General features: G+C 37.6%; 26 protein-coding genes. 8 read left to right on the forward strand and 18 right to left on the reverse strand.

From position 1 onward, the window contains the following. The first annotated feature begins 56 nt into the window (after positions 1-56). Together FW781_RS05775 and FW781_RS05780 are read left to right on the forward strand one after the other, a co-directional pair. Positions 57-932: a helix-turn-helix domain-containing protein gene (locus FW781_RS05775; protein ID WP_149386538.1), complete on the forward strand. Its 876-nt coding sequence runs from the start codon at positions 57-59 to the stop codon at positions 930-932. Positions 933-1,014: 82 nt separating this feature from the next. After that, entirely contained in the window at positions 1,015-1,737 is a 723-nt protein-coding gene (locus tag FW781_RS05780) for a siderophore-interacting protein (RefSeq protein ID WP_149386539.1), read from the forward strand. Between the two features lie 75 nt (positions 1,738-1,812). Here the strand turns inward: FW781_RS05780 and FW781_RS05785 are convergent, their stop codons facing one another. The 4 genes from FW781_RS05785 to FW781_RS05800 form a co-directional block, all read right to left on the reverse strand. Further along, positions 1,813-2,391, reverse strand: a complete 579-nt coding sequence (locus tag FW781_RS05785) for an NAD(P)H-dependent oxidoreductase (protein WP_149386540.1) — start codon at positions 2,389-2,391, stop codon at positions 1,813-1,815. Continuing rightward, positions 2,388-3,410: a saccharopine dehydrogenase family protein gene (locus FW781_RS05790; protein ID WP_149386541.1), complete on the reverse strand. Its 1,023-nt coding sequence runs from the start codon at positions 3,408-3,410 to the stop codon at positions 2,388-2,390. Before FW781_RS05790 ends, FW781_RS05785 begins: the two co-directional genes overlap by 4 nt. 53 nt (positions 3,411-3,463) lie before the next feature. Beyond that, entirely contained in the window at positions 3,464-4,030 is a 567-nt protein-coding gene (locus FW781_RS05795; protein ID WP_149386542.1) for a Crp/Fnr family transcriptional regulator, read from the reverse strand. Between the two features lie 588 nt (positions 4,031-4,618). Next, entirely contained in the window at positions 4,619-6,388 is a 1,770-nt protein-coding gene (locus FW781_RS05800) for an aminopeptidase P family protein (RefSeq protein ID WP_149386543.1), read from the reverse strand. 302 nt (positions 6,389-6,690) lie between these two features. Here FW781_RS05800 and FW781_RS05805 point away from each other — a divergent pair, with 302 nt between their 5' ends. Further along, a complete protein-coding gene (locus FW781_RS05805; RefSeq protein ID WP_149386544.1) occupies positions 6,691-7,128 on the forward strand; it encodes a DUF6526 family protein in 438 nt (145 codons plus the stop codon). Between the two features lie 198 nt (positions 7,129-7,326). Then, positions 7,327-8,433, forward strand: coding sequence for a DNA topoisomerase IB (locus FW781_RS05815; protein WP_149386546.1), 1,107 nt, complete (start codon positions 7,327-7,329; stop codon positions 8,431-8,433). Positions 8,434-8,563: 130 nt separating this feature from the next. Here FW781_RS05815 and FW781_RS05820 read toward each other — a convergent pair whose 3' ends face one another. The 13 genes from FW781_RS05820 to FW781_RS05880 all read right to left on the reverse strand — a co-directional run bounded on the left by FW781_RS05820 (position 8,564) and on the right by FW781_RS05880 (position 20,389). Beyond that, positions 8,564-9,454 (reverse strand): helix-turn-helix domain-containing protein, encoded by an 891-nt coding sequence (locus FW781_RS05820; RefSeq protein WP_149386547.1) that lies wholly within the window; start codon positions 9,452-9,454, stop codon positions 8,564-8,566. A gap of 140 nt (positions 9,455-9,594) precedes the next feature. Next, on the reverse strand, positions 9,595-11,841 hold the full coding sequence (locus FW781_RS05825; RefSeq protein ID WP_149386548.1) for a TonB-dependent receptor: 2,247 nt from the start codon (positions 11,839-11,841) through the stop codon (positions 9,595-9,597). Between the two features lie 156 nt (positions 11,842-11,997). Beyond that, the gene (locus FW781_RS05830) at positions 11,998-12,885 is read right to left on the reverse strand and encodes an urea transporter (RefSeq protein WP_149386549.1); all 888 of its coding nucleotides are present in this window, start codon (positions 12,883-12,885) and stop codon (positions 11,998-12,000) included. Between the two features lie 201 nt (positions 12,886-13,086). Further along, entirely contained in the window at positions 13,087-13,788 is a 702-nt protein-coding gene (locus FW781_RS05835; RefSeq protein WP_149386550.1) for a hypothetical protein, read from the reverse strand. A gap of 144 nt (positions 13,789-13,932) precedes the next feature. After that, on the reverse strand, positions 13,933-14,721 hold the full coding sequence (locus tag FW781_RS05840) for an urease accessory protein UreD (protein ID WP_149386551.1): 789 nt from the start codon (positions 14,719-14,721) through the stop codon (positions 13,933-13,935). Then, positions 14,722-15,360 (reverse strand): urease accessory protein UreG, encoded by a 639-nt coding sequence (gene ureG / locus FW781_RS05845; RefSeq protein ID WP_045499433.1) that lies wholly within the window; start codon positions 15,358-15,360, stop codon positions 14,722-14,724. A gap of 150 nt (positions 15,361-15,510) precedes the next feature. Then, the gene (locus FW781_RS05850) at positions 15,511-16,200 is read right to left on the reverse strand and encodes an urease accessory protein UreF (protein ID WP_149386552.1); all 690 of its coding nucleotides are present in this window, start codon (positions 16,198-16,200) and stop codon (positions 15,511-15,513) included. A gap of 1 nt (position 16,201) precedes the next feature. Then, entirely contained in the window at positions 16,202-16,711 is a 510-nt protein-coding gene (gene ureE / locus FW781_RS05855) for an urease accessory protein UreE (RefSeq protein ID WP_149386553.1), read from the reverse strand. Then, a complete protein-coding gene (locus FW781_RS05860; RefSeq protein WP_149386554.1) occupies positions 16,701-17,348 on the reverse strand; it encodes a hypothetical protein in 648 nt (215 codons plus the stop codon). Before FW781_RS05860 ends, ureE begins: the two co-directional genes overlap by 11 nt. Positions 17,349-17,455: 107 nt before the next feature. Further along, positions 17,456-19,177, reverse strand: coding sequence for an urease subunit alpha (gene ureC / locus FW781_RS05865; RefSeq protein ID WP_149386555.1), 1,722 nt, complete (start codon positions 19,175-19,177; stop codon positions 17,456-17,458). A 1-nt stretch (position 19,178) separates the two neighbouring features. Continuing rightward, on the reverse strand, positions 19,179-19,547 hold the full coding sequence (gene ureB, locus FW781_RS05870; protein ID WP_149386556.1) for an urease subunit beta: 369 nt from the start codon (positions 19,545-19,547) through the stop codon (positions 19,179-19,181). A gap of 18 nt (positions 19,548-19,565) precedes the next feature. After that, positions 19,566-19,868, reverse strand: a complete 303-nt coding sequence (ureA, locus tag FW781_RS05875) for an urease subunit gamma (RefSeq protein WP_149386557.1) — start codon at positions 19,866-19,868, stop codon at positions 19,566-19,568. Positions 19,869-20,023: 155 nt separating this feature from the next. Beyond that, positions 20,024-20,389, reverse strand: coding sequence for a hypothetical protein (locus FW781_RS05880; protein WP_149386558.1), 366 nt, complete (start codon positions 20,387-20,389; stop codon positions 20,024-20,026). Between the two features lie 408 nt (positions 20,390-20,797). On the opposite strand from FW781_RS05880, the gene pruA reads away from it, so the two are divergent. From pruA to FW781_RS05895, 3 genes are all read left to right on the forward strand, one after another. Next, positions 20,798-22,423: an L-glutamate gamma-semialdehyde dehydrogenase gene (gene pruA / locus FW781_RS05885; RefSeq protein WP_149386559.1), complete on the forward strand. Its 1,626-nt coding sequence runs from the start codon at positions 20,798-20,800 to the stop codon at positions 22,421-22,423. A 323-nt stretch (positions 22,424-22,746) separates the two neighbouring features. After that, positions 22,747-22,956 carry a cytochrome C551 gene (locus FW781_RS05890; RefSeq protein WP_228720146.1) on the forward strand — a complete coding sequence of 70 codons (210 nt, stop codon included), beginning with the start codon at positions 22,747-22,749 and terminating at the stop codon, positions 22,954-22,956. 319 nt (positions 22,957-23,275) lie between these two features. After that, the gene (locus FW781_RS05895) at positions 23,276-23,485 is read left to right on the forward strand and encodes a hypothetical protein (protein WP_149386561.1); all 210 of its coding nucleotides are present in this window, start codon (positions 23,276-23,278) and stop codon (positions 23,483-23,485) included. A gap of 401 nt (positions 23,486-23,886) precedes the next feature. Here the strand turns inward: FW781_RS05895 and FW781_RS05900 are convergent, their stop codons facing one another. After that, positions 23,887-25,515: a tetratricopeptide repeat protein gene (locus FW781_RS05900; RefSeq protein WP_172625675.1), complete on the reverse strand. Its 1,629-nt coding sequence runs from the start codon at positions 25,513-25,515 to the stop codon at positions 23,887-23,889. Between the two features lie 300 nt (positions 25,516-25,815). Here FW781_RS05900 and FW781_RS05905 point away from each other — a divergent pair, with 300 nt between their 5' ends. Next, on the forward strand, positions 25,816-26,976 hold the full coding sequence (locus FW781_RS05905; RefSeq protein ID WP_149386563.1) for a thioredoxin family protein: 1,161 nt from the start codon (positions 25,816-25,818) through the stop codon (positions 26,974-26,976). Positions 26,977-26,996: the final 20 nt, after the last annotated feature.

Here is a 26,996-nt window from a genome sequence, read left to right on the forward strand (position 1 = left end):
GTGAAAATACGTAATTTTACGGTTGCGTATTTATCCTCATCACTACAGGTTTACAGATGAAACAGACTATTCCTACTTATGATTTAAACGGCATTTCCCGCCACAGATTCCATGTCAAAAGAATGGATAAACGGACTCAGGATGCTGAGGATATTATTCTTTTAGACAAAGGAATACACCGGGACAGTCATTATATTTTTACCTGTATGGAAAGCGGCCATGTAAGAATGATGGTAGATTTTAAAACGGTTGAGTCAAAAGAAGCCGGTATTTTCTGTGTGTTGCCGGGGCAAGTACATCAGGGGCTTTTGATGAAAGACGTTTGCGGATGGTTTGTCGCTGTAAAAGCAGAGCTTGTTCCCGATACGGTACGTTCTTTTTTTGATGAATCTCTGGGGGAAATACAGCCAATGCCAATAGACAAAAGCCTGATCAAAAAAATAAACACAACAGCCGGTATACTGCACGCTTCTTATACAGACGAAATGCTTTCCTCCAAAGAAGGGTTTCTGGTTGTACAGTCATTGCTTAATGCGTTTCTGGGAATGTTTGCCTTGATCTACTCCCGGAAGAATCTACCTCCTGCTTCCGGTGAAAACCGGGCTTTACAACTGTCGAGAACATTCAGAAGTCTGGTTCGGAAAGATTTTAAAACCTCGAAAAGTCCATCTGAATATGCAGAAATTTTAAATATCACAAGAGGATATTTAACAGAGGCTGTCCGGGAGGCAACCGGGAAACCCGCACAACACTGGATTCATCAGGAAATTTTAATTGAAGCCAAAAGATTGCTGGTCTTTACAAACCTAAGTGTAAAAGAGATCGCTTATGAATTGGGATATAGTGACCATACCTATTTCAGCCGTTTATTTTCTAAACTTGAAGATCAATCTCCATCAGAATTCCGGAATCTGCATCAAAACAAACATTAACCACGAATAGTCCAATTATTCCCACGAAACAGCTATCGGTATTTTCTGATTTTGCAACGTCCTTTGCAATAAAAAATGATTTATGCCGAGCTTACCAAAATGGATCAACGACACTGTAGAAAATGTCTGGTCCTCAAAATTTAAAGACTGTACGGTTATCCATATAGAAAAAATCACAAATGATCTTCGTCTTATACGTTTTCAGACAGACTTACAGGATGTTTCTTACGAACCTGCATATGCAATAGCCATAAGAATCAATGGCCGTGATTTCAGAAATTATTCCCCCTTCAACTTCAACCAGGAGGCAGGGACTTTTGATGTTTTATTTCATCTGCATAACGCATCAGCAGCCGGAAGCCATTTTGTAACCCAGCTTTCTGCCGGAGATTCTATAAAACTTTTAATGCCCAGAGGAAAACAATTCTTTGCTCCCAACGCCAAAATTCATTTTTCTGTGGGAGACGAAACTTCACTGGGAAGCTCTCTTTCAATAAAAGAGGCCGTGGAGGAAAACGGGTCTTTATTCGTCTGTCTTCATGAACTGGAAGAATATTCTGCTCTTGAAAAGCTGAATTTATATGGTTATCACAGTCCTAAAAACAATACCATGAGAATGATTGAAGCCTTGAATGATTTTCTGAGAGAGGAAAAAGAAGCCATAAGTGATGATAACGTTGTTTTTTATCTCACTGGAAACGGGGGACGAATGTCGCTGATCAGAAAATTCCTTAAAGCCAGAGGAGTATCTCCGAAATGCATAAAATCACAGGCATATTGGATTGAAGGAAAAAAAGGGCTGTAAAAACAGGGAAACTGAAACTTTAGCTGGCAATAGGAATCAATTATTGCCAGATAAAGTTATTATGAGATGGTTGAATTACTTTTGTCTCTTTCCCAATTCCTTCACTTTTTTCAGCCATTGAATCCGCTGCTCATCCTTAGAATTCCGGATGATACCGATATAAGTTAGTTTAACAGGTTTTACACCGCAATATTCCAGTATGGATTTTTTAAGCTGATTCACGCTTGGTCTTCCAAAAAACAATCGGTAATACCAACCCGGCTGATCCAATGTTGTAATTATATGCGCCGTTTTACCTTTTAACAATTTATCCCACCAGACCGAGTTCTCTCTGAATTTATAGGCCATTCCCGGCAAAAAAAGGCGGTCTATAAATCCTTTCATTAAAGCCGGAAATCCTCCCCACCAGACAGGATGTATCCAAACCAAATGATCTGCCCACTGAATAATTTCCCCTGCATTCATCAGATCCGGTTCAAGTTCCATTCTTTTCTGATATCCAAACTGCAGATTAGGATTGAAATGTAAATCCCTGATGACAATTTCCTTTATTTCAGCTCCTGTTTCTAAAGCTCCTGTTTTATAAGCTTCTGCAATCCCGAAGTTGAAAGAATCTTTATGGGGATGTCCGTTAATAATGGCTATTTTTTTCATTGGGTAACATTGATATTGATGGTTTCATAAGTATGAAGCTGTGCCATTAGTGATAAAGGCTCATGCAGCTGATGACTGAAATACACCTTATTTTCATGGGAATTTCTCAGCAGTTCTTCGGTATGCAGAACAGCAGATAAAGCAGTAAGTTCTGCCTGCCCTTTCATGCTTCGTAAGCTCAGCTTCTTCTCACCTTCTTTATCTTTTACTACAATTTCAAACACAGACTGATCTCCGCTTCCACTGGATCCAAAAATCATTTTTCTTTCTTTTAATGATAAAATATTAAAGATCCTAAGGTATTGAAAGGATCCCAGCAGCCAGGTAATGAATTTAGAATTATAGGTCATTTTTACACTTACTCCGGGAATTCGTTCCACTTTATTGAGAATATAGAGGTCCGGTACATCAAAATTATAAGCTTTTCTCTCTCCTATCCCAAAAGAGAATTTAAAAGATTCCGTATCCAGAAAGTGTCTGATAGAAACAGGTTTGTCATTCTTATAATGCACAAAAGGAACGGCTACATTTTCTGCCATAAAATGAGCTGAACTCTCCCCTGCCAGGTCTTTTACAGAATAATATACAAAAACTTTTACTTCCTTAATATCATCTGAATGGGAAAGAGTATTGACCAATCCGGGTACAATTCCGCCCATCCATCCTGAACTGAAAACAATTCTGCTGTTCACATCTGCTTCTCCGGCAACAGCATACGCTTTTACCAAAGCCGGAGTAGGTTTGGTAATATCCAGATAATCTATATGATGAGCAATCGCAAAACGAAGTATATGATCTTCTCTATCATTCACAGAAAGAATAATGAGATTTATTTTTTTTTCTAAAATAACCTTAAAAGAAGCAGGATCTGTAACGTCGATTCTCAGGTTTTTATCCGTTGGACCTCCTTTTCGTCCTCCGATAAAAACAGTAAGATGAGGATTTCTTGATTTCAGAATGCGGGAAATAGTTTTTCCCACCAATCCATTTCCTCCAATGATTAAAATATTTTGCTCCATAACTTTTTTTGACAAAAGTAGAGCGCTCTGACTTCAATGAGCAGGACAAATGTCTAAAAAGAAACGTCTTTTCTGATGCGGCTCAAGTGACGTTGTGTAATTCCAAGATAAGAAGCCAGATACTGCAATGGAATGTTTTGAATATAATCAGGATGATTCTTTATTAATGTTTCATACCGCTGGGCTGCACTATCTCTTTGAAGCTGAAAAAAACGTGTTTCCAGTTCAAGATATTCCTGCTCTGCAATAATCTTTAAAAATTTCGTCCAGTTAATGCTGTTCTTTACCAACTCATCTACCGCTTCTTTTTTAAGAATGATCAGTTCTGCATTGGTAATGGCCTGCATACTTTCTTTACTGGGACATCCTGAAACAAATGATGAATAGGCAGCGATCATATGATTGGGAAACCGGAAGCAATAGGTCATATCTTTTCCTTCATCAGAAGTATAAAAGGAACGGAAAATACCAGATTTCACCAATCCTACTTCTTTGCAAAGTTCACCTTCCTGTATGAAATAATCATTTTTATTAATGAGTCTTAATTCGGAAAATTTCAGGAATTCTTCAATTTCATCTTCTGAAAACAGATTAAAGCTTCTAAAGTAATCATGTATCATTATTCTTAAAAATAAGGGTATTCTAATGAATCACGAAAATAGATAAAAGATAAATGCAACACACTTTACAAACGCAAAGTTTTCATTTTTTCTAAGATTTTATTTTAAGTGAACAAAGTTGACTGTCTCAAAAGTCAAATAATTTGGCTTTTGTCATTCTGACGAAGGAAGAATCTCATTAATAATCAGAATCGTGAGATTCTTCACTACATTTCATGTCCTTCAGAATGACACTTTTGAGACTTGAGACAGCCTCTTTTTAAGCGAAATGTATAGCCATACAAATTTCAATTAACTGCAAAAAAAATCATCTCAGGACGAGATGATTTACCGTTTTGAATTTACTTGAGTTATTTATGAAGATATGAATGATGTTTTGTTGGTACAAAGATAAATTAGCCCCGGTTTTTATCAATCAGTAGAATCCCTAGAATTATATCCGTAAAAATACGGTTGTATAAAAAGAAAAGCCCTGCAGGAAATACCTTACAGGACTTTGGTTTATCTAACAACTTTTCTGTTTATTGTTTAAAATTCAGGATTTAAAGCAATGATTACCATCTACTTTTCATCTTGATTTCATCTTTATTAAAGAGGGCTTACCAATTGCAGGAACCATTCTTTAACTTCTCCTTCCAGATAAGGAGCCAGTTTTTCTTCACATGTTTTGTGGTAACCGTTCAACCATGCAATTTCACTTTCTGAAAGGATTTCTTTCACTACAGTATCTTTGAAGAACGGGCAGAATGTCAATGTTTCAAATTCATAGAAAGTTCCGTGAATTGTTTTTTCTGCTTCTTTTACAGCGATCAGGTTTTCATGACGGATACCATAATGTCCTTCAAGGTAATATCCAGGTTCGTTTGAACATACCATTCCCGGAAGAAGTTCCTGAGGATTCAAGTCTTTTCTGATGTTTTGCGGTCCTTCATGTACATTCATGAAGCTACCTACGCCATGTCCTGTTCCGTGGTTGAAGTCTTTACCTTCCATCCATAAAGGAAGTCTTGCAATAGCATCAAGGTGTACTCCTTTTGTCCCTTTCGGGAATTTTACCATTGATAAACGGATCAATCCCTGTAATACCAATGTTGAATTTCTTTTAAACTCTTCCGAAGGGGTTCCTAAGGCAAATGTTCTTGTAATATCTGTAGTTCCTTCAAGGTACTGACCTCCTGAATCTACCAGGATTGTTTCCTCATTGGTTACTTCCTTGCTTCCTTCTTTTTTGGCAGAATAATGCATGATAGCACCGTTATCTTTATATCCCACGATAGAACCGAAGCTTTCTCCCACAAAATTTTCACCTTCTGCACGGAATCCTCTTAGTTTCTGTCCGATGGAATATTCATTCATCGCTTCTTTTCCTGCATTGTGAGTTAACCAATAAAGGAATTTTACCATAGCCACACCATCTCTTACCATTACTTTTCTGAAACCTTCCAGCTCAGCTTCATTTTTCTGGGCTTTCATCAGGTTACCCGGAACCGGAGCTTTGATAAATTGGTTGTCTGTTTTTAAAGTTTCAAAAATCTGCTGGTTGCTGTTTGGAGAAACCAGTACTTTTTCATTTTTGAAGGTCTTCAGGTAATTGTAAAATTCTTCGTAAGGCATCATTTTCACAAAGGAATCATCCATTTGTTTTCTTGCTCCTACTTCCATTTTTTCTAATCCTGTGAACAGAACAGCATCGTTTTTGGTAATCACGATATATCCTAAAAATACAGGATTACTTTCTACATCACTTCCTCTCAGGTTGGCTGTCCATGCTACATCATCCAGACTTGATATGATATGTACGGTAGCTTCCTGATCTTCCATTTTCTGGCGAATGGCAGCAATTTTATCGGAAACGGATTTACCTGCTCTTTCTACCGGGTGTACAAAAATAGGATTGGCAGACGGCGTTCCTCTTTCTTTCCAAACTTCTTTTAAAAGCGGAAAATCTACCAGCGTAATATTTTTTGAATTAAATTTCTGAGAAAGCAGTTCCCAGTTGGCATTAGAAGCTGCTAAAGCATTTACCGCCACTTTACCGCCTGAAGGAATTTCTGAAATGATCCAGTCGATATAGTTAGGAGTTCCTTCCATACCGTCTTTGAAAAGATCGATTCCTGAACCCTCCAATTCGATAGCAGCTTGTGTAAAGTATCTTCCGTCTGTCCAAAGTCCGGCTTTATCTTTGGTAACTACCACAAAACCAGCAGAACCTAAGAAACCAGACAACCAAGCTCTCTCCTGCCATTCTTCGGGAAGGTATTCGCTCATATGCGGGTCTGCAGAATATACTATAAATGCATCAACATTATTTTTCTGCATTTCTTCACGAAGTGCAGCAACTTTTTCCTTTGAAGTCATTCTTTTCTTTTTTAAACACCGAAAGTTACGAAAAATTTGAAGTCGGGCGCTGAAATCCAACGGCTATTTTACTTAATAATCTGTTATTTTAGCAGGAAATCTTTTTGAGGAGATCTGTGGTTAAAAAGTATATTTAAGTTTTCTGAAACTTAATAAATGTATATGGATTGGGAATATATTTATAATTTAAAAACATGAAAATCTTAAACATATTTGATAAAATAAATCATTTTTCTCTAAAAAAAACTACCACATTATCAAAATAATAAATTTTTGGAAAGATTATTGCTGTATTCAACTCCATGAAACAGCAGAACTACAATAACCACAGGAAATTTTATCCACCTCATCATTTTATCTATCTTCCTTTACTCATCTTATTAGAGATTTTTGGAATTTATAAAATCTGGGATGACCCGGGAAATCAGCTGACCTGGATTTTATTTTCTATCGTGATTTTTCTGCTTTTTTATCTGGCGTTTATGACGCGGCAGCATTATGCATTGGGGCTTCAAAACCGAATGGTAATTCTGGAATTTCAACAGCGGTATTTTGAAATCTTCAATAAAAGATCAGATGAAATTGTTGAAAAACTAAGATTTGATCAGATTGCTGCATTGAGATTTACCTATGACGATGAGTTCAAAGAGCTTTTATACAGAGCTCTACACGAAAACATCTCAGGAGATGAAATTAAACGGTCTATAAAAAAATGGAGGGCTGACCGACTCAGAATCTAACACCTCAACAAAATATATAGTTATGAAAAAGTGGAGCTTTTACAGTATTATGATATTAAGTTTGTTGACACTAACAAGTTGTGAAGCAGTAGAAACAATTTTTAAGGCAGGAATGTGGTGGGGAATTCTCTTAGTCTGTGTAATAGTAGGGATTCTTTTACTGATTTTTTCGAGGGGTAAAAACTCTTAACCATGCTTATGGAGAAGAATGCAGATCTGGAGATGATTTCTCACCTTAAGCCTTCAAAAATTGTTAAAATAATGAAGGACCCGGAAGCTTCTGCAAAGGCGGTACATCTTGTATATACCACCGATGCAGAAACCGCCGGAATTACCCGTAGAAAAACAGGAAAGAAATATTCCTATTATAAAGACGGCGAAAAGATAAAGGATAAAGAAGAAATTGCAAGAATCAACAGCCTGGTACTTCCGCCTGCCTGGGAAAATGTATGGATCTGTGCTCTTGACAACGGGCATCTTCAGGCAACCGGCTTTGACGTCAAAAAAAGAAAACAATACCGCTACCATCCTCTTTGGAGCGCTTTAAGAAATCATACGAAATTTTACAGGATGCTTCAGTTCGGATATGCATTACCGGCCATACGGCTGCAGGTAGAGCAGGATCTTGCTTTGAGAAATTTCGAGAAGCGGAAAATTCTGGCTTTAATTGTAAGTCTAATGCAAAGGACCAATATCCGTATTGGTAATACTATGTATGAAAAACTATACGGCTCTTTTGGACTGACTACTTTAAAGGATAAGCATGTCAAGGTAAACGGGCAGAAGATTACTTTCTCTTTTAAAGGGAAAAAAGGCATTATGCATAACGTTGACCTTAGAAGTAAAAGGCTGGCAAGACTTATTCAGAAATGTAAGGATATTCCGGGGAAAGAACTTTTCCAGTATTTTGATGATGAAGGAAACCGCCATTCTGTGGACTCAGGTATGGTGAATGAATATATAAAGGAGATAAGCGGCGAAGACTTTACCGCTAAGGATTTCAGGACCTGGTCCGGAACAGTAAGTGCTTTGATTGCATTTAAGGAAATCGGGTATGCTGAAAATGATACTCAATATAAAAAGAAAGTAAAAGAAGCCCTGGATATGGTTGCAGAAAACTTAGGAAATACATCGACTGTCTGCAAAAAATATTATGTTCATCCTCTAGTCATCAACCTTTACGAAAATAATACGATCAAAAAATACCTTGACGAACTGGAAATTATAGAAGAAAACGACGGAAAAGCTGATTTGACAAAAGAGGAAAGGCTGGTTCTGAAAATTCTGGAAAATGAGAGAATGTAGGGAATTTTTGGTCAATAGTGAATGGTGAATCTGCTTCGCAGTGAATTTTTCTATTCTGAATTTGATTAACCAATTGACTATTCACTTGCGCAGCAAAAATTGACCATTGACATTCAATTATATTCTTTAATCAAACCGAAATCCTATTGTTATTCAAAAACTGTATTCTGTATTCCTTGGGAGTAATTCCTGCAATTTTTTTAAAAAGCTGCGTAAAATGGGAAGCAGTATGAAAATTCAGTTCGTAAGCAATCTCTGCTATATCTTTACTGGAGTGAAGCAATGCCTTGCTGTAATTGATATCAATCTCATTGATCCACTGTTTTGGGGATTTCTGGGTAACTCCTTTTATACATTTATTCAGATAGCTTTCTGTTACAGACAGTTTATCAGCATAGAATGCCACTCTTTTTTCTACCACATGATATTTAAATAAAAGATCCCGAAACTGTAGGGACAATTCCATGGGACGTGTCGCTGATTTGTGATGGGTATCAGAATCTGTGCTCAGCATTTTGATTAAGATAAGATGAAGCATCGTCACTACTATATCATTGACATTGAAGTTATTTAACCACAATTCCTGTTCCATGATGGGAAGAAGCTGGATAATGGTTCCGTAGGTCAGGCTGTCCAGATTCAGAAAAGGAGTCATGAAAAAGATACTGCTTTTATGCTTTGGGAGTTCCTGTTCGGACAGGATATTATTTTCATAAGCCAGGAAGAAACCTTCAATATCATCGGATAATTCAACGGTTGCCGTAATGGTTCCTTGTTTGATAAAAATCACTCCTCCTTTCTCAGCATGATATTCTTTATTTTCGAGATATTGCTTGATACAGCCGTTAGTAACGAAAATAATAAAATTAAACGTTGTACGATACGGAATCACCGGCATCAGAATGCCTTTAAGATAATTTTCTATCCGATAGAGCTGTATATCAGCATTATTGGCTAATATCTTGTCCGTAATATTCGGAAGAAAAAGCTTTTTATATTGAAAATTGGATAGTACTTCCATATCCTGGTTATGATTATTTAAAGTTATACAAAATATTTTTAAGACTCAATATTGAATCAATGGAAGGTAAAAGGGTAAAAACAGCTCCTGCATCTCCCCAGCCTCATCTCTCAGACCCTTCTACTCTCCCACTCATTCATTTAGAATTTATAATACACTCCTACCCTTACTCCAAAAGGGCTTCCCGGTGTATAGGTAAGATCTGTAATAGGCTCTGCTTCTCCTTTCAACTGGGTCTCTGTAGCAAACTGGGCTTCATTCCATTTTACATTGAAAAGATTGTTAAGCTGTAAATTTGCACCCCATTTCTGACGGTTATAGGAAAGCATGAGATCATTTACAAAGTAAGCTTTGGTTCTGATACTGTTATCCTCTACCGCTGGTCTTGCTCCCAGATACCGGTACTGAAGCCCTAAAGAAAAGCCATTCAGGAAATCCCAGTTTACCGATCCTGTACTGGTAACTACAGGAGCCAGCGGAACATAGTCCTGTCCTTTTTCTTCCTCTGTAAATCTGGCGTGGGAATAATTGATATCCGCATTCAGATAAAAGTTTTCCAATGGCTGGAAACGTACTCCCAGATCAGCTCCAAAACGTCTTGATTTTCCGGAAGGTTCTACTACAGCATCATCTCCTACATAGACAAATTCCTGCTGCAGGTCCATATACCATAATGCCGGAGTAATAATCAATGATTTGAACGGATGTAATCTCACCCCAAAATCTGCTCCAATAGAATATGGAAGGGTATTTTCGTTTTTGTTGGGAACGACTACTCTCAGATCATTGGAGTGGAAGCCCATTCCTGTTTTCAGGAACCACATCACGTTGTCGTTCTGAGCGTAGGAGAAATTCAATTTCGGGCTTAATCTTGTTGCTTCTTTTGACTGTCCGGACGGCAACTGTTCTGCATCCAGCAGATTGTGCATATTAAAGATAAAATGATCTACTCTCAAAGCCGGATTGATGGTCCATTTTCCTGTTTTCCATACCAGTCCTGAGTAGGCATGAAGATTGGTTTCTGTTCCTGTCACATCTGATAATCTGTCCAGCAGCATATCTCTGTGATAAACATGATTAAGCTGCAGAGTATTGATATCATCATTTCTTAATCCCATTCCTGAAGTCCAGTTTAAAGAACTATTGGCGAGGGCAAAAGTTTTGGTATATTTTACTTCTGCACCGTAGATATTTCGTCCGTCCGTCTGCTGAATTTCATCTCCATGATCTTTATCTTTTAAATTAAAGGTAAAATCAGAGTACAGATTAAAGTTATACTTTGAATAGAACGCCATGGCATCAATCTGCTCGGAAGGAGAAATGATGTGCTTAAAGTTCATCTGAAGATTTGTTCTGGAAGTTTTTCCGCCTTCTGTAGGATCTATACTTCCCCATCTGCCAATGATTCCTTCATCTACAGCACGCTCCGGAATCTGTCCGGAAGCATTCCACGAGGAATTGAATGTTGAGAACTGAATGTTGAAATAATCTTTATCTGTAAGCCACTGATTGTATTTCCCGAAAATATTGACTCTGTTAAAATTCTGTTTTACATCGAAAGGCCCATCCGTATAGTTGTATTCTGCTGCGATATAGGCATTTTTTCTCCCCAAATCATCATGCAGAATATTGAACATTCCCAACACTCTTTTTGAATTGAAAGAACCTCCTTCCAGCTTAATCATACTGCTTTTTAACCCATTATAGGTCTGAAAATCAACATATCCTGCTGTATTAAAATCTCCACGATCCATATAGTAGGCTCCTTTTCCGAAATCAATGTTATTGACCGTTTCCGGAATTACAAAGTGTAAATCTGAGTATCCCTGCCCATGGGCATGAGAAACGATGTTCACCGGCATTCCGTCTACGTTCACACTTATATCAGTACCGTGATCGGCATCAAATCCTCTTAAAAAAAGCTGTTCTGCCTTTCCTCCTCCGGCATGCTGTGCAATAAACAATCCCGGAACTTTTCTCAATAAATCCTGTGCTGAGTTTACCGGAAATTTGTTCAGATCAACCTTAGTAATGGCTGATAAAAACGAACTGTGATTGATGGCCACTTCAGAAATCTGAAAAGGCTTATGCTGTAAAAAAATAACTTTATTTTTATCTTCATCGTTGGTTACCACCCATTTTACCTCATCGTATCCCTGACGGCTGATCACAAGGGTATCAGGAAGTGATTTTAAAGGAACGGCAAATGTACCGTCTGCAGCGGTATGGGTGTGACTGTTTCCGTGGTCAAACTTTACCAAAGCATCTGCAATGGGAAATTTGTCATCTGCATCTTTGATCAGCAACTGTTTTTCTGTTTCCTGCGCCATCATTTTTCCACTGAATGCCATTACCAGAAATACGGCTGCTATTTTTGTTATTTTCATTTTTTGTTTAGTTAAATTATAAATTAGATAAGAGATGGGGAATATTTTAACCTTTACATAAGTGAATAGTAAATGTCTATTGAAAGGATAACCACTTTTAATCTTCAACATTCCTACTCTTGAAGCTCCACAACCCTTCAACTCTCAAACCCAGCGTTACGCTTTCGTTTTAAGAAATACTTTCCGAATTAAAAGTGTAATCCAGGTTCCAGCTACAAATGGGAATGTAAACACTCCGCCCACCATATCCAGACAGTGATTGTCTATTAAAAGATCATCAATAGCAATGGTGATAAGAACGGCAATAAGTACCCATAAGCCATCTGTTTTTTTAACCCCGGAAAAAGCAATTGCTGAAAGCACGGCATTAAAACCAAATAATCCCATGTGGATTTCTTTAATAGGTTCTCCGTTCAACTGTGATAATCCTGCGCCAAGAATAGATGCTGCCAGCCCATATAAAGCGGCTATGGGAGAACTGATAAAAACGGCAAGAAAGAAAATCATTCCTGAAAGTACTCCTCCCTGAAATATCACTTCGCCAAAACCATTGGTACAGGCAAGAAAGTCATCATATTCTGTAGGTACCACTTCACTGCTCAGCATCACAGAGGGCGGAATGTGGGTAAAATGATGGAGAGCAAATACCAATATCCATGTAATGATGATGAAAGGAAAGGTAAACACCGGAATTTTCTTCTGGATAAAAAAATGTTGAATAACAGCTGCCAATGCTCCACCCAACACTATTAAAATCCAGATCAGCAATGTAGTTTCAAATAGAAAGGACAATGCTACTCCTACAAGTGCCGCACTGAAGCCGTAAAGTCCGGCATTGATTTCAGATTTGGCATAGTTAAGCTTCATTGCTGTAAAAGTTCCGGCAGCCGTTGAAAGCAGTACTGCAACACCGCACTGCCAGCTTCCCATAAAGATTCCTATAAGAAACAGAAGTCCTGTCCATCTGTTTTCCTGAAGCATAATCTGTCCGATTCCTTTCAAAACGTGGTCTATAAAAGGTAGTTTTTTGAAAAATTCGTTCATAGTTTTTTTAATTGTATTAATGATTGTGGATATTAAGATAAGAGACGGATAGATGATAGACATTGGAGGCAGAATCAATTTTGCTTCGCAAGGGAATGGTGAATAGTCAATTGTCAGTGAAAGGATAGAACCCTTAAACTTTAAACAATTCCACTCTCAAACTCTCTTACCCTCAAACTCTACCACTTACACGAAACTCGTTTACCATCCCAGGAAGACCATTCCAACTCCGCAAACGGTTACCACAGCTCCGCTTACCACTCCCATATATCTTTCCAGTTTTTCGGTATTGAATAATGTTGAATACCCATAACGTCCCAGAAGAACCATTCCGAGCATTGTCAGGACGGTCGTTGCAGTGAAAGACGTTACCAGAACAGCAATTTCAGACATTGAATGTTTTACTCCTGAATAGAACAATAGAGGAATCAAGGGTTCACTAGGACCCATTACGAAAATCATGAACAATACAAGCGGAGTTACTTTTATTCTTTTTTGAGGCATTACCACTTCACTATGATTATGTTCATATACATACACATCATCACCCATTACATCAAAATGTTTATGAGGTTTGTTTCTGATGGCCTGAATGAGACCATATATCAGATAAACGCCTCCAAAAACAAGCAGCGCCCATCCCGAGAAATTCCCTCTGATATCCTGAAACCAGGAGATTTTATTGAGTTGCCATCCAAGGAAAACCCCGATAAAGCCTAAAATCAGAGAACTGAATACATGTCCGAAACCGCAGACAACCGTTAATATTGCTGTTTTCATTCCGCTCCATTTCTTGGATTTTGAGATCACAATGAACGGCAGGTAGTGATCCGGCCCTGAAGCGGTGTGTATAAAACTTATTGAAACGGCACTCAAAAGAAGTGCCCATACTGTACTATCCATTTTTTATTAATTCTGTTATTTCAGATTCTTCATTAAGTTCTGACTAAAGCCAATGGAAGATTTCTTTTATTAAGTGGGCTTTAGCCCGCTTCTATTGAATATGCTTCCTGCAAATTTTGTAAATGAATCATTATGAAGATCCTTTTACTCCAACGACCAGAGAATTTCCTGAATATACAGGAAGAAGTTATACATCATCTCACCTCCGTGTCCTAAAGCTCTTACTACAAAACCGCTGTCTTCCATTGCAGAAACTCCGACTTCCATTTCTTCATGATGTTGTGCTGCTGCTTCAACGATCTCTTCAATCAGCCCGTTTTTATCTACATTTTCCTTTGTACTGTAGAAGATCAGGGTTCCCTGGTGGGTATACTGTTCCAGGTTTCCGATACTGCTGATCGGGATCATGTCTGGCTGGATCAGAACATTGTCTTTCACAACCAGTTTATTGTTGTGATAGATTTCCATAATATTCTGGAAACGCTTCAGTTTAAAAACTTCTCCATAATGTTTTCTCCCGCAGGTAATGATCTCACTGATGATGATCTGGCTGCTGTTCCCGATATGAATATTCGCTTTACTCTTAAAGTTGGAATCTTCATGGGGAACTATTGGATGAGGAACATAAGCAAAAGACGTTTCATCTTCCATTAAAACATTGAGCTCCTGATGTGCCTTATCCTTCATATTGAAAAGTCTCTGATAGGATTGTGACTGCAGCTGAAGGGCAGCCCCTTTTTCAAGAGCAACATCCAGATGATAGTGGTCTCCGTCCAGAATTCCCGGAGAGGAGCTCATCACCATCTGATAGAGCTTTTTGTCGCTTTTTCGCTGTCCTACAGAAACTACTCTGAAAGGAAGTGAGACATAAAGGTCTTTCACATAGGATTCTCCTCCCTTAAATCCTGCAATAATTTTTAAATGACTATCCATTTATCTTACTAAGTTCGGTTCTTCAATTTCCTCTAAAAGAGCATATTTTTTAATCCAACCAATTACTTTGTCCAGTCCCTCATCTGTTTTCAGATTTGTGAATACAAAGGGATTCCCTTTTCTCATTCTTCTGGCATCATTTTCCATTACTTCAAGGCTGGCTCCTACATAAGGGGCAAGGTCAATTTTATTGATGATTAATAAGTCTGATCTTGTAATACCAGGACCTCCTTTTCTAGGAATTTTTTCTCCTTCTGCTACGTCAATAATGAAGATGGTAACGTCTGCAAGGTCCGGGCTGAAAGTCGCTGAAAGGTTATCACCTCCACTTTCGATAAGAACCAGTTCAATCTCAGGGAAACGTGCTGCAAGCTCATCCACAGCTTCAAGATTCATACTTGCATCTTCACGGATGGCAGTGTGTGGGCAGCCTCCTGTTTCTACTCCAATAATTCTGTCATGAGGAAGAAGGCTGTTTTTCGCCATAAATTCAGCATCTTCTTTGGTATAAATATCATTTGTGATGACTCCAAGGTCATACTTCCCGAATAATTTTCTGCTTAAACGTTCCAGTAATGCGGTTTTTCCCGATCCTACAGGTCCTGCCACTCCTACTTTGATATATTTTCTGTTTTCCATTTTTTTAATTTTTGATTGATTTTATGTAACGCTATAGGCGCTAAGTTTTTAATCCTGTATCTTATTTTTTGATCACAAGGCGTTTAACTCAGCAAGAGACAATTCATTCATTGCTTTATTTGCTAATTCACCTATTTGCTATTTTACCTTTTACGACATATAAAGTCTTGAATACAATCTCTCATGCTGCATACACCTGATATCGAAAGCGGTATTACAAAGTCCCACCATATCCCTGTCCAGTTCCAATGTTTCCCAAACTGTTTTTTCCATTACGGGATATAGTGAGAATAAAATATCCTGCCCGTCCATCTGTCCGAGAGGAACAAGCTTTACGGCATTGGTGATCATTCCTGCTACAGAGGTATAATAGAACCCTAAAAGAGCTTCGTACAAAGGTATTTTCATTAAATAAGCATACACTCCGAATACGATGCAGTAATGAGAATTGGCTTCTTTATTCTGAACTGTTTTTTCAAAAGCTTCCATTAAAGGGAAACTTTCTCTCCTTTTAAAGATTTTTATCAGCCTGAGTCCCAGTTTCTGGCTTGCCTGGCGGATTTCCTTTGGACATTTTATCGCGTTACATTCATTATCAAGAAGTATCAAAGCATCCAAGTCTCCTTTTTCAGCTGCTTTATAAGCCAGTTTTACAAAAGCTCCGTCATTGAATTTAAGATTGTACTGAAGCATATTCTGTACGAATTCTTTTGCGGTTGTCAGATTATGTACAATTCTTTCCTGTACATAGGTTTCAAGTCCGTTGGAATGGGTATAGCCTCCGATGGGAAGGGTAGGATCTGCGAGATGAAGCAGCCCAGACAGGAAGTTTATATTCATGTTATTCATCTTTCGGGGCGGCCATTTTTAAAATTTTTGTGAAAATTGTGGATCCCAGGCTTCCATGTCCGTGGGGTTCCACATTAGATTTGAGAAGATTCAGCAGTTTTACAGATTGTTTTTCCGGTCTGAAACCACTTGCTTCCAGCCATCTGAACATCGGCATTTCAAAAGGAAGCAATACTTTATCATTCTGAATGAAAAGCGGAATATGTTTGTTTCCTATCTCATAACATACGGTACCCATTTCCAGCAGAGAGCTTGGTGACATCACAATAGCTTCCGTTTCCAGAACATTTATCGCGATTATTTTTTCTGCATCCTCAAAAAGAATATCTCCTTCACGCAGACGCTGCCCTTCTCTGAGAAACTTGATCGCCACATCAGTTCCCTGTCTGGTTTTTTTACGCTGAATTCTTTTGGTAGTTTCAAACCATTCCAGATCAAGATAATCTATGGTTTTTGCTGTAAGATTTTCAGAGAGATTGCCTATGATTTGATTAATTATCATTTTTGGATTTTTTTCTAAAGTCTAAGTTCTTGGAGATTCCTACCCCGAATGTTGAACCACTGATTCCTGCTACATAGCTTTTTGTCCAGCCTTCTTCTTTCGTTTTGGTCTGTAACATTGAAAGCTCTGCAAATTTGAATTTCAGCGCCCAGCCTCCTCCTAATAAGATTCCGATCAAAGGATAGGCACGAAGACGGAATCCGTTAAAATTCTGCATCGCGTCAGCAGCCGTTGACAGCTGTTGCCCCCAAACATAGTGAGCATCTACCTGCCCGATCAGTACAAAATACTTTCCAAGCATTAATGATGGGCTATACCAGATACCGGCTTCATTTTGTTTATAGACAACATTATGATCAACGGAGTTTTGTGAGTAAGCATAATTGACCCCAACAAGATCATTATTGTTGATGAAGTACCCTACTCCCAGCGGTGCGCTTGAAACCGTACTGCTGCTGCTGGATGGGGTAGTAATTTTAGAATAGTCTAATGATCCATACACCATAAACTGCCCTTTTGGTCCGTCTTCATCACTTTTAAGCCTGTGTCCGCCCAGAAACTGAGCGATCAGATTCCCTGAAAACATAGACAGTCCGGCTACAGCAAGAGAAACAACTGTTTTATTTAAATATTTCATTTTAAGCTTAGTTCTATAATTATTTTAAATAGTGTTTGAATAAACTTTTATTGAACCTTATAGGTTTTTAAAACCTATAAGGTTATATTCATTATTGTTTAAATATCTTAGAACAAGTAATAAAGCTGTGTTAAAGGAAGTGTTTCCGCTGGTTCACAAGTGATGTACTCACCATCTACCGTTACTTTATAGTTTTCAGGATTCACCTCAATTAAAGGAGTCTTATCATTATGAATAAGATCTTTTTTGGAAATATTTCTGCAGTTTTTTACAGGAAGAATCATTTTCTCCAGTTTGTAAGAAGCAATTGTTCCATTGTCGATAGAAACCTGAGAAACGAAGTTCGCACAAATGCCAAACTTAGCTTTTCCATGAGCTCCAAACATATTTCTGTAAATAATTGGCTGAGGTGTCGGAATAGATGCATTCGGGTCTCCCATTTTGGCGGCGATTACAAATCCACCTTTTACAATCATTTCCGGTTTTACTCCGAATAATGCAGGTTTCCAGATCACCAGATCTGCCAATTTACCTTCTTCAAGAGATCCTACATATTCTGAAATACCATGGGCAATAGCCGGGTTAATGGTATATTTAGCTACATATCTTTTTGCACGGTAGTTATCGTTATCTGTATGCTGATCTTCTTCCAAAGCACCTCTCTGCTCCTTCATTTTGCTTGCCGTCTGCCAGGTCCTTGTAATCACTTCCCCCGGTCTTCCCATCGCCTGAGAATCTGAGCTCATGATGCTGAAAACACCCATATCATGAAGAATATCTTCTGCTGCAATAGTTTCCGGACGAATACGGGAATCTGCAAAAGCCACATCTTCAGGGATATTCTTGCTCAGGTGATGACAAACCATCAACATATCTAAGTGCTCATCAATCGTATTAACTGTGTAAGGACGTGTGGGATTTGTAGAAGCAGGCAGTACATTTGGGTACATAGCGGCTTTAATGATGTCCGGTGCGTGACCTCCGCCTGCTCCTTCCGTGTGGAATGTATGGATTACTCTTCCGTTGATTGCTCTCATGGTATCTTCAAGAAATCCTCCTTCATTCAATGTATCGGTGTGGATGGCAACCTGAACGTCGTATTTATCTGCTACTTTCAATGCGGCATCAATCGTTGCAGGAGTTGCTCCCCAGTCTTCATGAATTTTTACACCTAAAGCTCCTGCTTCTACCTGCTCTTCAATAGGTTCTTCTGCCGAACAGTTTCCTTTTCCGAAGAAACCAAGGTTCATAGGATATTCTTCTGCTGCTTCAAGCATTTTCTGCATATTGAATTTTCCCGGAGTTACTGTTGTAGCATTGGTCCCGTCATTCGGGCCTGTACCACCGCCGATCATTGTTGTGATTCCGCTGTACAGGGATGTTTCGATCTGCTGAGGGCAGATGTAGTGAATGTGTGTATCAATACCTCCGGCTGTTACGATATATCCTTTTCCACCGTGAACTTCAGTTGATGCTCCGATAATCATATTAGGAGATACACCATCCATCGTATCAGGGTTTCCTGCTTTTCCGATTCCTACAATTTTCCCGTCTTTGATTCCGATATCACCTTTTACAATTCCCCAGTGATCAATAATTACTGCTCCTGTGATACAAAGGTCCAAAACACCTTCGTCTCTTTTAGCAATAACATTCTGCCCCATTCCGTCACGTACGGTTTTCCCTCCTCCGAAAACGGCTTCATCTCCGTAATGGGTGAAATCTTTTTCGATTTCAATAATGATTTCAGTGTCTCCCAGCCTGATTTTGTCTCCGGCTGTAGGACCTAATATATTGGCGTATTGTTTTCTGTCTACGTGTAAACTCATCTTAGTGATTTTTAAAGTTTAATTCTTCAACTTTTGCAAGGCTCGCTCTTTTCTGTTCTTCGGAATCTACCTGTCCGTCCACAAGATTATTGAAGCCCATTGCTTTTTTGGTTCCTCCTATTTCTACCAATTCCACTTCTTTTTCTTCTCCCGGCTCAAATCTTACTGCAGTGCTTGCTACAATATTCAGTCTCTTTCCGAAAGCTTTTTCACGGTCAAAGCTCATGGCTTTATTGACTTCAAAAAAGTGGAAGTGTGAACCTACCTGAATAGGACGGTCTCCTGTGTTTGTTACTTTTATTTTTACAGTTTCTCTGCCTTCATTACAGATAATTGTACCTTCTTTTACAAAAATTTCTCCTGGTATCATAATCAGTGTATTAGTGTATTAGCGAATTGGATTGTGTACAGTTACCAGCTTAGTTCCATCCGGGAAAGTGGCTTCAATCTGAACATCGTGGATCATTTCTGATACGCCGGGCATTACATCCTCTTTGGTAAGAAGATGAGCACCTTCCTGCATCAGTTCGGCTACTTTTTTTCCGTCTCTTGCTCCTTCAAGCAAAAAATGGCTAATGAGTGCTATTGATTCAGGATAGTTTAATTTAAGGCCTCTTGCCTTTCTTTTTAGAGCGAGCTCGCCTGCCAGAAATAGCATAAGCTTCTCCGTTTCTCTCGGTGTTAAGTGCATAATATTTTTTATTTAAAATTGGACAAACAGTATCCTGTTCACCTTTCTGTAAAGGCAAATAGACATGTTCAAAAGTGTAAAACGGGAATGATTCTTACGGGTCTGTATTTATATGAATACAAACCATAACAGATCATTAAAATTTTAAAAAGGGATTAGCAGCCCGCTATCTGCAGACAGTGATACAGGATGTATCTTGGTGCTGTAATATAAATACGGTTTTGAATGGCCGCAACCCGTGTGTTATGAGAATAACCCGCAAAGAAATAATTAAGCCACTGCTGTGCAAGTACTGAGTAATCAAATTTTACTTTTTCCCAGTCATTGGAATCCTGTATATCCTGCAGATCTGAAAAACTGTAGATCTCAGGCTGGGTCTGCTGATCAAATTTCTGCTGAAGGAGATTAACTTTGGAGATAATATCAGAGTATGATTGAGTTTTCCCTTTATGTACAAAAAAACCTGCACACAATGCTGAGAAAAATAAGACAAAAGAGAAAAATAAGACTCTTTTTTTCATACCCTGTAAATAATGGTGTAAAATTAGAACAATCTTAAAACTTAAGCTATCAAAAAAATTATTTAAAATGTTCAAAATCGCAACAAACACAATTTTATGTAATTTTAACATTTTATGATAAATCCCTTATTGATAATGCTTAAGCATCGCTTATGAACTATGACAAATATTTTTTTGTCCTTATTCGTATAATTCTGATTATCCGCTTTATCTTTTCCTTCTATTTAAAAGATCGAATAAATACATCTAATATTACCGGTACAACATGTTAAAAATCCTTTGTTCATTAACGATTACTTAATAATAAGCTTTATTTCATAAAAACAGGTGGTATTTTTTTCTTTCCTTATAATTATCGTAAATTTGTATACACATCTTATTTAATTTAATAAAATAATAAAACGTAATATGTCAAAAGCAATTTCGCAAGTACCATTAGCGGTAAATGAGCCGGTAAATTCTTATGAACCGGGATCTCCGGAAGTTAAAAGCCTTATCGACACGTATAAGAAAATGTGGGCTGAAAAGGTAGAAGTTCCAATGATCATCAATGGAAAAGAAGTGAAAACTGATACAAAAGTACAGCTTCAGTCTCCACAGGATCATGCTCATGACTTCGGTTTCTATTATCAGGGTGGTATGCAGCATGTGGATGACGCTATCAATGCGGCATTGGCGGCTAAACAAGAATGGAATGAACTAGGCTGGGAACAGCGTGCAGCAATTTTCTTAAAGGCAGCTGATCTTTTGGCAGGTCCTTACAGAGACGTAATCAATGCTGCTACAATGATCGGACAGTCTAAAAATGTACATCAGGCTGAAATTGATGCGGCCTGTGAGTTCATCGACTTCTTAAGATTCAATGTAGAGTTCATGACAGAAATGTATGCTGAGCAGCCGGTTTCTGACAATGGAATCTGGAACCGTGTTGAGTACAGACCGTTAGAAGGATTCTGCTTTGCAGTAACTCCGTTCAACTTTACTGCTATTTCCGGTAACCTTCCAACTTGTATGGCAATGTTAGGAAACGTTGTTGTTTGGAAACCATCTGATAAGCAGGTATATTCTGCAAAAGTAATCATGGATGTATTAATTGAAGCGGGTCTTCCTGCAGGGGTTATCAACATGATTTTTACAGACGGAAAAGAAACTGCTGAAAAAGTATTGGCACACCGTGATTTTGCGGGTCTTCACTTTACAGGTTCTACAAAAGTATTCCAGGGAATGTGGAAAATGATCGGAGACAATATCCACAACTACAGAACATATCCAAGAATCGTTGGAGAAACAGGAGGGAAAGATTTTGTAATTGCTCACCCATCTGCTAACGTAGAAGCTGTAGCTACTGCATTGGTAAGAGGAGCTTTTGAATATCAGGGACAAAAATGTTCTGCAGCTTCAAGAGCTTATGTACCTAAATCTCTTTGGGCTGATGTGAAAAAAGTAATGGAAACTCAGATGAATTCTATTAAAGTAGGTTCTCCTGAAGACACTTCCAACTTCGTAAACGCGGTAATTGATAAAAATTCTTTTGAAAAATGTAAAGGATACATCGACAGAGCAAATGCTTCTGGTGAAGCTTCTGTAGCCATCGGTGGAAAGTATGATGATTCTAAAGGATGGTTTGTACACCCAACAGTAATTGAAACTACAAACCCTCACTACGAAAGTATGGTAGAAGAGATCTTCGGCCCGATCTTATCAATCTATGTATATGAAGATAAAGACTGGAAAGAAACCCTAAAGCTTGTAGATTCTACTTCTCCTTATTCATTGACTGGTTCTGTGTTCTCACAAGACCGTTATGCTATCAATGAAGCTTACAAAGCTTTAGAAAATGCATCTGGTAACTTCTATATCAATGATAAACCAACAGGTGCCGTAGTAGGACAACAGCCTTTCGGTGGTGGTAGAGCTTCAGGAACCAATGATAAAGCAGGTTCTAAAATGAATCTTCTAAGATGGGTTTCTGTAAGAAGCGTAAAAGAAACGTTTGTTTCTCCAAAAAACTATAAATATCCATACCTTGGGTAAGTAATGAGTAATAAATAACAGGCAGTGAGTAATGATTGTCTGTTATTTGAAATACAGCCTCGGAATTTCGGTTTCGGGGCTTTTTTTTGATAAATTCAAGGTTTAAAATTTAGAGTTTAAGGTTACTGGCAGTTAAAAAGCACTTTCATTTCTGTACTTTCACTCCCTACCCCTCTGACTCCTGCTACCTGCTACCTGCTACCTGCTACCTAACATCTTTTAACAAACTTTACCTATATTTTACAACTTTTCCTACCCTCTTAGGAATAATTGTTGATTTTGAATATGTATACACCCCAAAATAAAATTATATGAAAAAGTTATTGCTAGCATTCATTGGAATAGGAATATTTGCAGTGAGCTGTGGAACCAAAGAATCGACAATGTCATCGAGCAGCCGTGATTCAGCAACTGTAGACAGTGCACAAAAAAGTGTGACGCCTGCAACCACTGATACCATGACTACAAAAATGACTAATCCTGACAGTATCAAGATAAAAAAGGATTCCGCGGTGATGTCTCCTGTCAAATAGTATTGTTATACGTTCAATCTAAAAATGGAAAATCTGCAGATGAAAGCGCTGCAGATTTTTTTTATTGGTAAATTAGAAATGATGCAGATATGATGAAGTTGTTTTTTTGAAAGATTACTTCTTTTTTAGGTTTTGGCTAAAGCCAATGGTAGATACTATTTTTTACATGGCCGGGCTAAAGCCCACCCCTATTGAATTTTAATAATAACATCTTTTATCTTTTATCTTTTATCTTTTATCTTTTATCTTTTATCTTTTATCTTTTATCTTTTAATTAATCCTTATATTTGATTAATACCAAACATTAATATATACTACTATGAAAAAATTCTGGATAGGAGCAGTTCTTGGACTTCTTTTCCTTGGAAGCTGTGCTCAAAATAAAGAAAAAAGAGAAGAATATAAAGAAGCCCACAACAAGGATTCTTTAAGAAACAAAATGGGTGATTCTGCTGTAGCTAATTCTATACCCGCTCCGGCAGCAGCCGATACTTCAAAAACCAAACCCGACAGTTCAAAAGTTAAATAAAATCACAAATCCACAGACTTCTGTGGATTTGCACTTAAAAAAACTTGACTGAAAAAAAACCGGGCAATCAACCCCGATTATGAGATATGGTTTATATTCTTTGAACGGAATATTTCTTTTAAATATAAAAATGGGAACTGTGGCTGTCTCGATGATGAGCTATACACTTGTTCTATATATTAATTTCATGGCTTAGTTTTCAGCTGGGGATGATTATTCTTACGATATATTTTATTTCAGAAAAATATTTCTTCTAAAAAATAAAAGAGATAAGCTGTAGTACGATTGTATTCATGTCCCTGGAACTGGCGCAAAGATAGGACAGCAAAGGATTCCTTTAAAACAATAGGTTGTTCATTTTCGTGAAAATGGTAAGGTAGAATTAAAAAACCTATCTCTTTTTAATCATTTTCGGGAAAATGAACACTTTTACCTGATTGATTTCCAGCATCAAGATATTTAATAAAGGCCGATGGAGAATAGTCTGTGACCGCTTTGAAAACTGCAGCAAATTTACTGTGTGAAGAGAAGCCGCATTCATCAGCAAGGATGCTTATTTTATACTGTCGGTACTTCTCATTATTGATCAGTTTATCTACAATATACTTAATTCTCAGACGGTTGACATACGATTTAAAGTCAGCACTTTTATGCTGATTGATTACATAAGACAGATATTTTGTATTGGTATTCAATTCACCAGCAAGGAAAGACAGAGACATTCCTTTATTGTTATAGAGATCGCCCTTCTCAAAATCTTCAAGAAGTTCAAGCAGCTTTGATTCTGTTTCGGAAGTCATCAGAGAATCATTTCGTCTTCGGTCTGTTTCAGAATCTTTTTCATCAACTTCTTCCACAGATATATTGGAAAACTCAGAACCATCAGACTGTTTTAAAGGATAATGTGACCTATTACTGATCATATTCAACTGAGCTCTGATGATATTCCTAAGCTTTGAACGCTGTCTTTTCTGTTTGGTTCTGATAAAAAGAAGCAGACCAACCAGCGAAATAAAAAGGATGACGATAGTGGCATTTTTCACACCATTCATCTGCCCGCTCTTTTTACTGATCTTCCCTTTTGCTATCTCTGTCCCTTTCATTGTGAAACTTTGATTACGCGCTGCAATACTGTCATACGTCCTTACATATTTCACAGCATATAAAGAAGCTTTGAAATTATCCCCTGTTCCTTCATAGTAATCATTTATATTGGAGTATACTGCTTTTTTCAATGTAAGACTTCGGGAAGTATCTGCTATTTTTTCTGCTTTTTTCAGGTATACTTCAGCATCTTTCCAGTTTTTCTGCTTCAGACGGATTCCTCCCAGACCATTATAAACCAATCCGAGCGTACAGCTTCCGACTTTAAGCAAGCCTTCTGCTTTTCTGTAATAGTTTTCAGAAACAGGATAGTCATTAAGTTTGAAATAAACATCACCCAGCAACTGATAGGAAGCAGCAGCCGTTCTGTTTTCGTTACGGCTATTGATTCTTTCAAAATATTTCAGGGAAGATTCTATAAATCGTATTGCATTTGAGTAATTACCCATTTCCATCTCATAAAAAGCCATCTCCTGATTCAGGAGTCCTGACGCTTCGTTGCTTTTTTGAAAATCGGTAATACTGCCGGAAGCTTCCAACCCTTTTATAATATATTTTTTAGATCTTTCGTATAACCCTACCTGTCTATATTGCCTGGCAAGTAACCTGGTGACAGCAGCCATCTGTTCCGGGTTGCTACTCTGATTGATCACCGAGTGGGCATTTTCACTATAACAAATTGCTTTTTTAAGTTCACCGGCATGCTGATAAAGCTCTGAAGAGAGAATAAGACATTGTATTTTCTCAGAAGGCTGCTGTGCCCGCATATAAAGAGAATCTGCTGTCTTGATCGCTTTGGGTAAATCCTTGTACGCCGTAACAGAAGATGTTCTTTCACAGATAAGGTCAAAGCTGTTTTTTTTCTGGGAGAATATGGGGACTGCTGTTGCCAGCAAAAACAAAAATTTCAGGAGATTTTTAGACATACAGAAACAAATTATTATTTTTATTTTATAATAATTCATCATTATTTTCACTGGGTGTCTTTTGTTTTTTACAAAACTAGTGATATTTTATTTTTTATTAAAACATTATATTGAAATTTAATCATTTAACTTAAAACAGTGATTTACATTAATTTTAATAATTAGACCAAAATAATAAATGATTATCCTTCATATGAACCGATGCCTGTTTTAAAACTAAGATTCCTCTATAATTATTTTCAATATGAACGGCTCATGTGTCATCATATTTATTACATTTGCAGGGAATAAAAAGTTTTTATGAAAAAAATAGCAATACTTTCCTCAATCTTTATAGGAGTTCTTGCATGGGCACAGGGAATTAAATTTGAAGACAGCAATTTTGCGTCTATCCTTGCCAAAGCAAAAAAAGAAAAAAAACTGGTCTTTATAGATGCATATGCTTCATGGTGTGGACCTTGTAAACTGATGGTAAAAAATATCTTCCCGCTTCAGTCTGTGGGTGACTACTATAACTCTCACTTCATCAATGCTAAAATTGACATGGAAAAGGGTGAAGGAATTGAACTGGCCAAAAAATACAATGTAAAAGCATTCCCTACGTATCTGTTTATTGATGGAAATGGTGAAGCAGTACACAGAACGTTAGGATATGTTGAAGAAAAAGACTTTATCCAGTTTGCCAAAGATGCTGAAGATCCGAACAAAAGACTGACTTCTTTGAAGCAGCAGTTTGAAAAAGGAGAAAAAGATCCTGAGTTTCTAAAGAATCTTGCAGGACTTACAATGTATAATGATGCTGAATTTTCCGGTAAAGTCATGAACCGTTATTTCCAGCAGAAACCCAATTTAGATCAGGAAGATGTTCAAATGCTTCTTTCAGGGGTTCAAACTATAGACAGCCCTTTGTACAAGATTTTTCAGGATAAAAAAGCAGATATCGTTAAATTCTTTCCGGAAGATAAGTATGAAAAGTTTGACAAAAACATCAAGCTGAATACCGTTTCCAAAAAAGCATATAACGCAGATACCAAAAAATGGGACGACAACTACTTCATGTCTGAAACTCAGAAATTCCTAAGCAAAGAGGAAGCAGACAAGATCTTAAAAAGAATGAAAGCTAACAGAGCTTTAAAGAATAAAGATATTCCCGAGTATGAAAAATTAATTCTTGATTTGTACAAGGATTATTCTGCAGCAGGTTCTGAAGAACTGAATTCTCTTGCATGGAACTTCTTTGAAAATGTAAGCAATAAAACTTCCCTGGAAAAAGCAATTGCATGGGCACAGGAATCTGTAAAGAAAGATCAGAACTTTGCCAATACAGATACTCTGGCAAACCTTTACAATAAGATTGGAGATAAGAAAAATGCAAAAACCTGGGCTGAAAAGTCTATTGAGCTTGCAAAAAGCACAGGGCAGGATTCTTCTGACACAGAAAAATTATTGAAAAGCCTTTAATTAGGAATATATAAAAAAGC

Source organism: Chryseobacterium panacisoli, assembly GCF_008274625.1.
In the GTDB taxonomy this organism is placed as follows: Bacteria; Bacteroidota; Bacteroidia; order Flavobacteriales; family Weeksellaceae; genus Chryseobacterium; species Chryseobacterium panacisoli.

Coding starts and splice junctions, on each gene's coding strand:
- FW781_RS05775 (WP_149386538.1), top strand. CDS start 57: ATGAAACAGACTATTCCTACTTATGATTTAAACGGCATTTCCCGCCAC.
- FW781_RS05780 (WP_149386539.1), top strand. CDS start 1,015: ATGCCGAGCTTACCAAAATGGATCAACGACACTGTAGAAAATGTCTGG.
- FW781_RS05785 (WP_149386540.1), bottom strand. CDS start 2,391: ATGAAAAAAATAGCCATTATTAACGGACATCCCCATAAAGATTCTTTC.
- FW781_RS05790 (WP_149386541.1), bottom strand. CDS start 3,410: ATGGAGCAAAATATTTTAATCATTGGAGGAAATGGATTGGTGGGAAAA.
- FW781_RS05795 (WP_149386542.1), bottom strand. CDS start 4,030: ATGATACATGATTACTTTAGAAGCTTTAATCTGTTTTCAGAAGATGAA.
- FW781_RS05800 (WP_149386543.1), bottom strand. CDS start 6,388: ATGACTTCAAAGGAAAAAGTTGCTGCACTTCGTGAAGAAATGCAGAAA.
- FW781_RS05805 (WP_149386544.1), top strand. CDS start 6,691: ATGAAACAGCAGAACTACAATAACCACAGGAAATTTTATCCACCTCAT.
- FW781_RS05815 (WP_149386546.1), top strand. CDS start 7,327: ATGGAGAAGAATGCAGATCTGGAGATGATTTCTCACCTTAAGCCTTCA.
- FW781_RS05820 (WP_149386547.1), bottom strand. CDS start 9,454: ATGGAAGTACTATCCAATTTTCAATATAAAAAGCTTTTTCTTCCGAAT.
- FW781_RS05825 (WP_149386548.1), bottom strand. CDS start 11,841: ATGAAAATAACAAAAATAGCAGCCGTATTTCTGGTAATGGCATTCAGT.
- FW781_RS05830 (WP_149386549.1), bottom strand. CDS start 12,885: ATGAACGAATTTTTCAAAAAACTACCTTTTATAGACCACGTTTTGAAA.
- FW781_RS05835 (WP_149386550.1), bottom strand. CDS start 13,788: ATGGATAGTACAGTATGGGCACTTCTTTTGAGTGCCGTTTCAATAAGT.
- FW781_RS05840 (WP_149386551.1), bottom strand. CDS start 14,721: ATGGATAGTCATTTAAAAATTATTGCAGGATTTAAGGGAGGAGAATCC.
- ureG (WP_045499433.1), bottom strand. CDS start 15,360: ATGGAAAACAGAAAATATATCAAAGTAGGAGTGGCAGGACCTGTAGGA.
- FW781_RS05850 (WP_149386552.1), bottom strand. CDS start 16,200: ATGAATATAAACTTCCTGTCTGGGCTGCTTCATCTCGCAGATCCTACC.
- ureE (WP_149386553.1), bottom strand. CDS start 16,711: ATGATAATTAATCAAATCATAGGCAATCTCTCTGAAAATCTTACAGCA.
- FW781_RS05860 (WP_149386554.1), bottom strand. CDS start 17,348: ATGAAATATTTAAATAAAACAGTTGTTTCTCTTGCTGTAGCCGGACTG.
- ureC (WP_149386555.1), bottom strand. CDS start 19,177: ATGAGTTTACACGTAGACAGAAAACAATACGCCAATATATTAGGTCCT.
- ureB (WP_149386556.1), bottom strand. CDS start 19,547: ATGATACCAGGAGAAATTTTTGTAAAAGAAGGTACAATTATCTGTAAT.
- ureA (WP_149386557.1), bottom strand. CDS start 19,868: ATGCACTTAACACCGAGAGAAACGGAGAAGCTTATGCTATTTCTGGCA.
- FW781_RS05880 (WP_149386558.1), bottom strand. CDS start 20,389: ATGAAAAAAAGAGTCTTATTTTTCTCTTTTGTCTTATTTTTCTCAGCA.
- pruA (WP_149386559.1), top strand. CDS start 20,798: ATGTCAAAAGCAATTTCGCAAGTACCATTAGCGGTAAATGAGCCGGTA.
- FW781_RS05895 (WP_149386561.1), top strand. CDS start 23,276: ATGAAAAAATTCTGGATAGGAGCAGTTCTTGGACTTCTTTTCCTTGGA.
- FW781_RS05900 (WP_172625675.1), bottom strand. CDS start 25,515: ATGTCTAAAAATCTCCTGAAATTTTTGTTTTTGCTGGCAACAGCAGTC.
- FW781_RS05905 (WP_149386563.1), top strand. CDS start 25,816: ATGAAAAAAATAGCAATACTTTCCTCAATCTTTATAGGAGTTCTTGCA.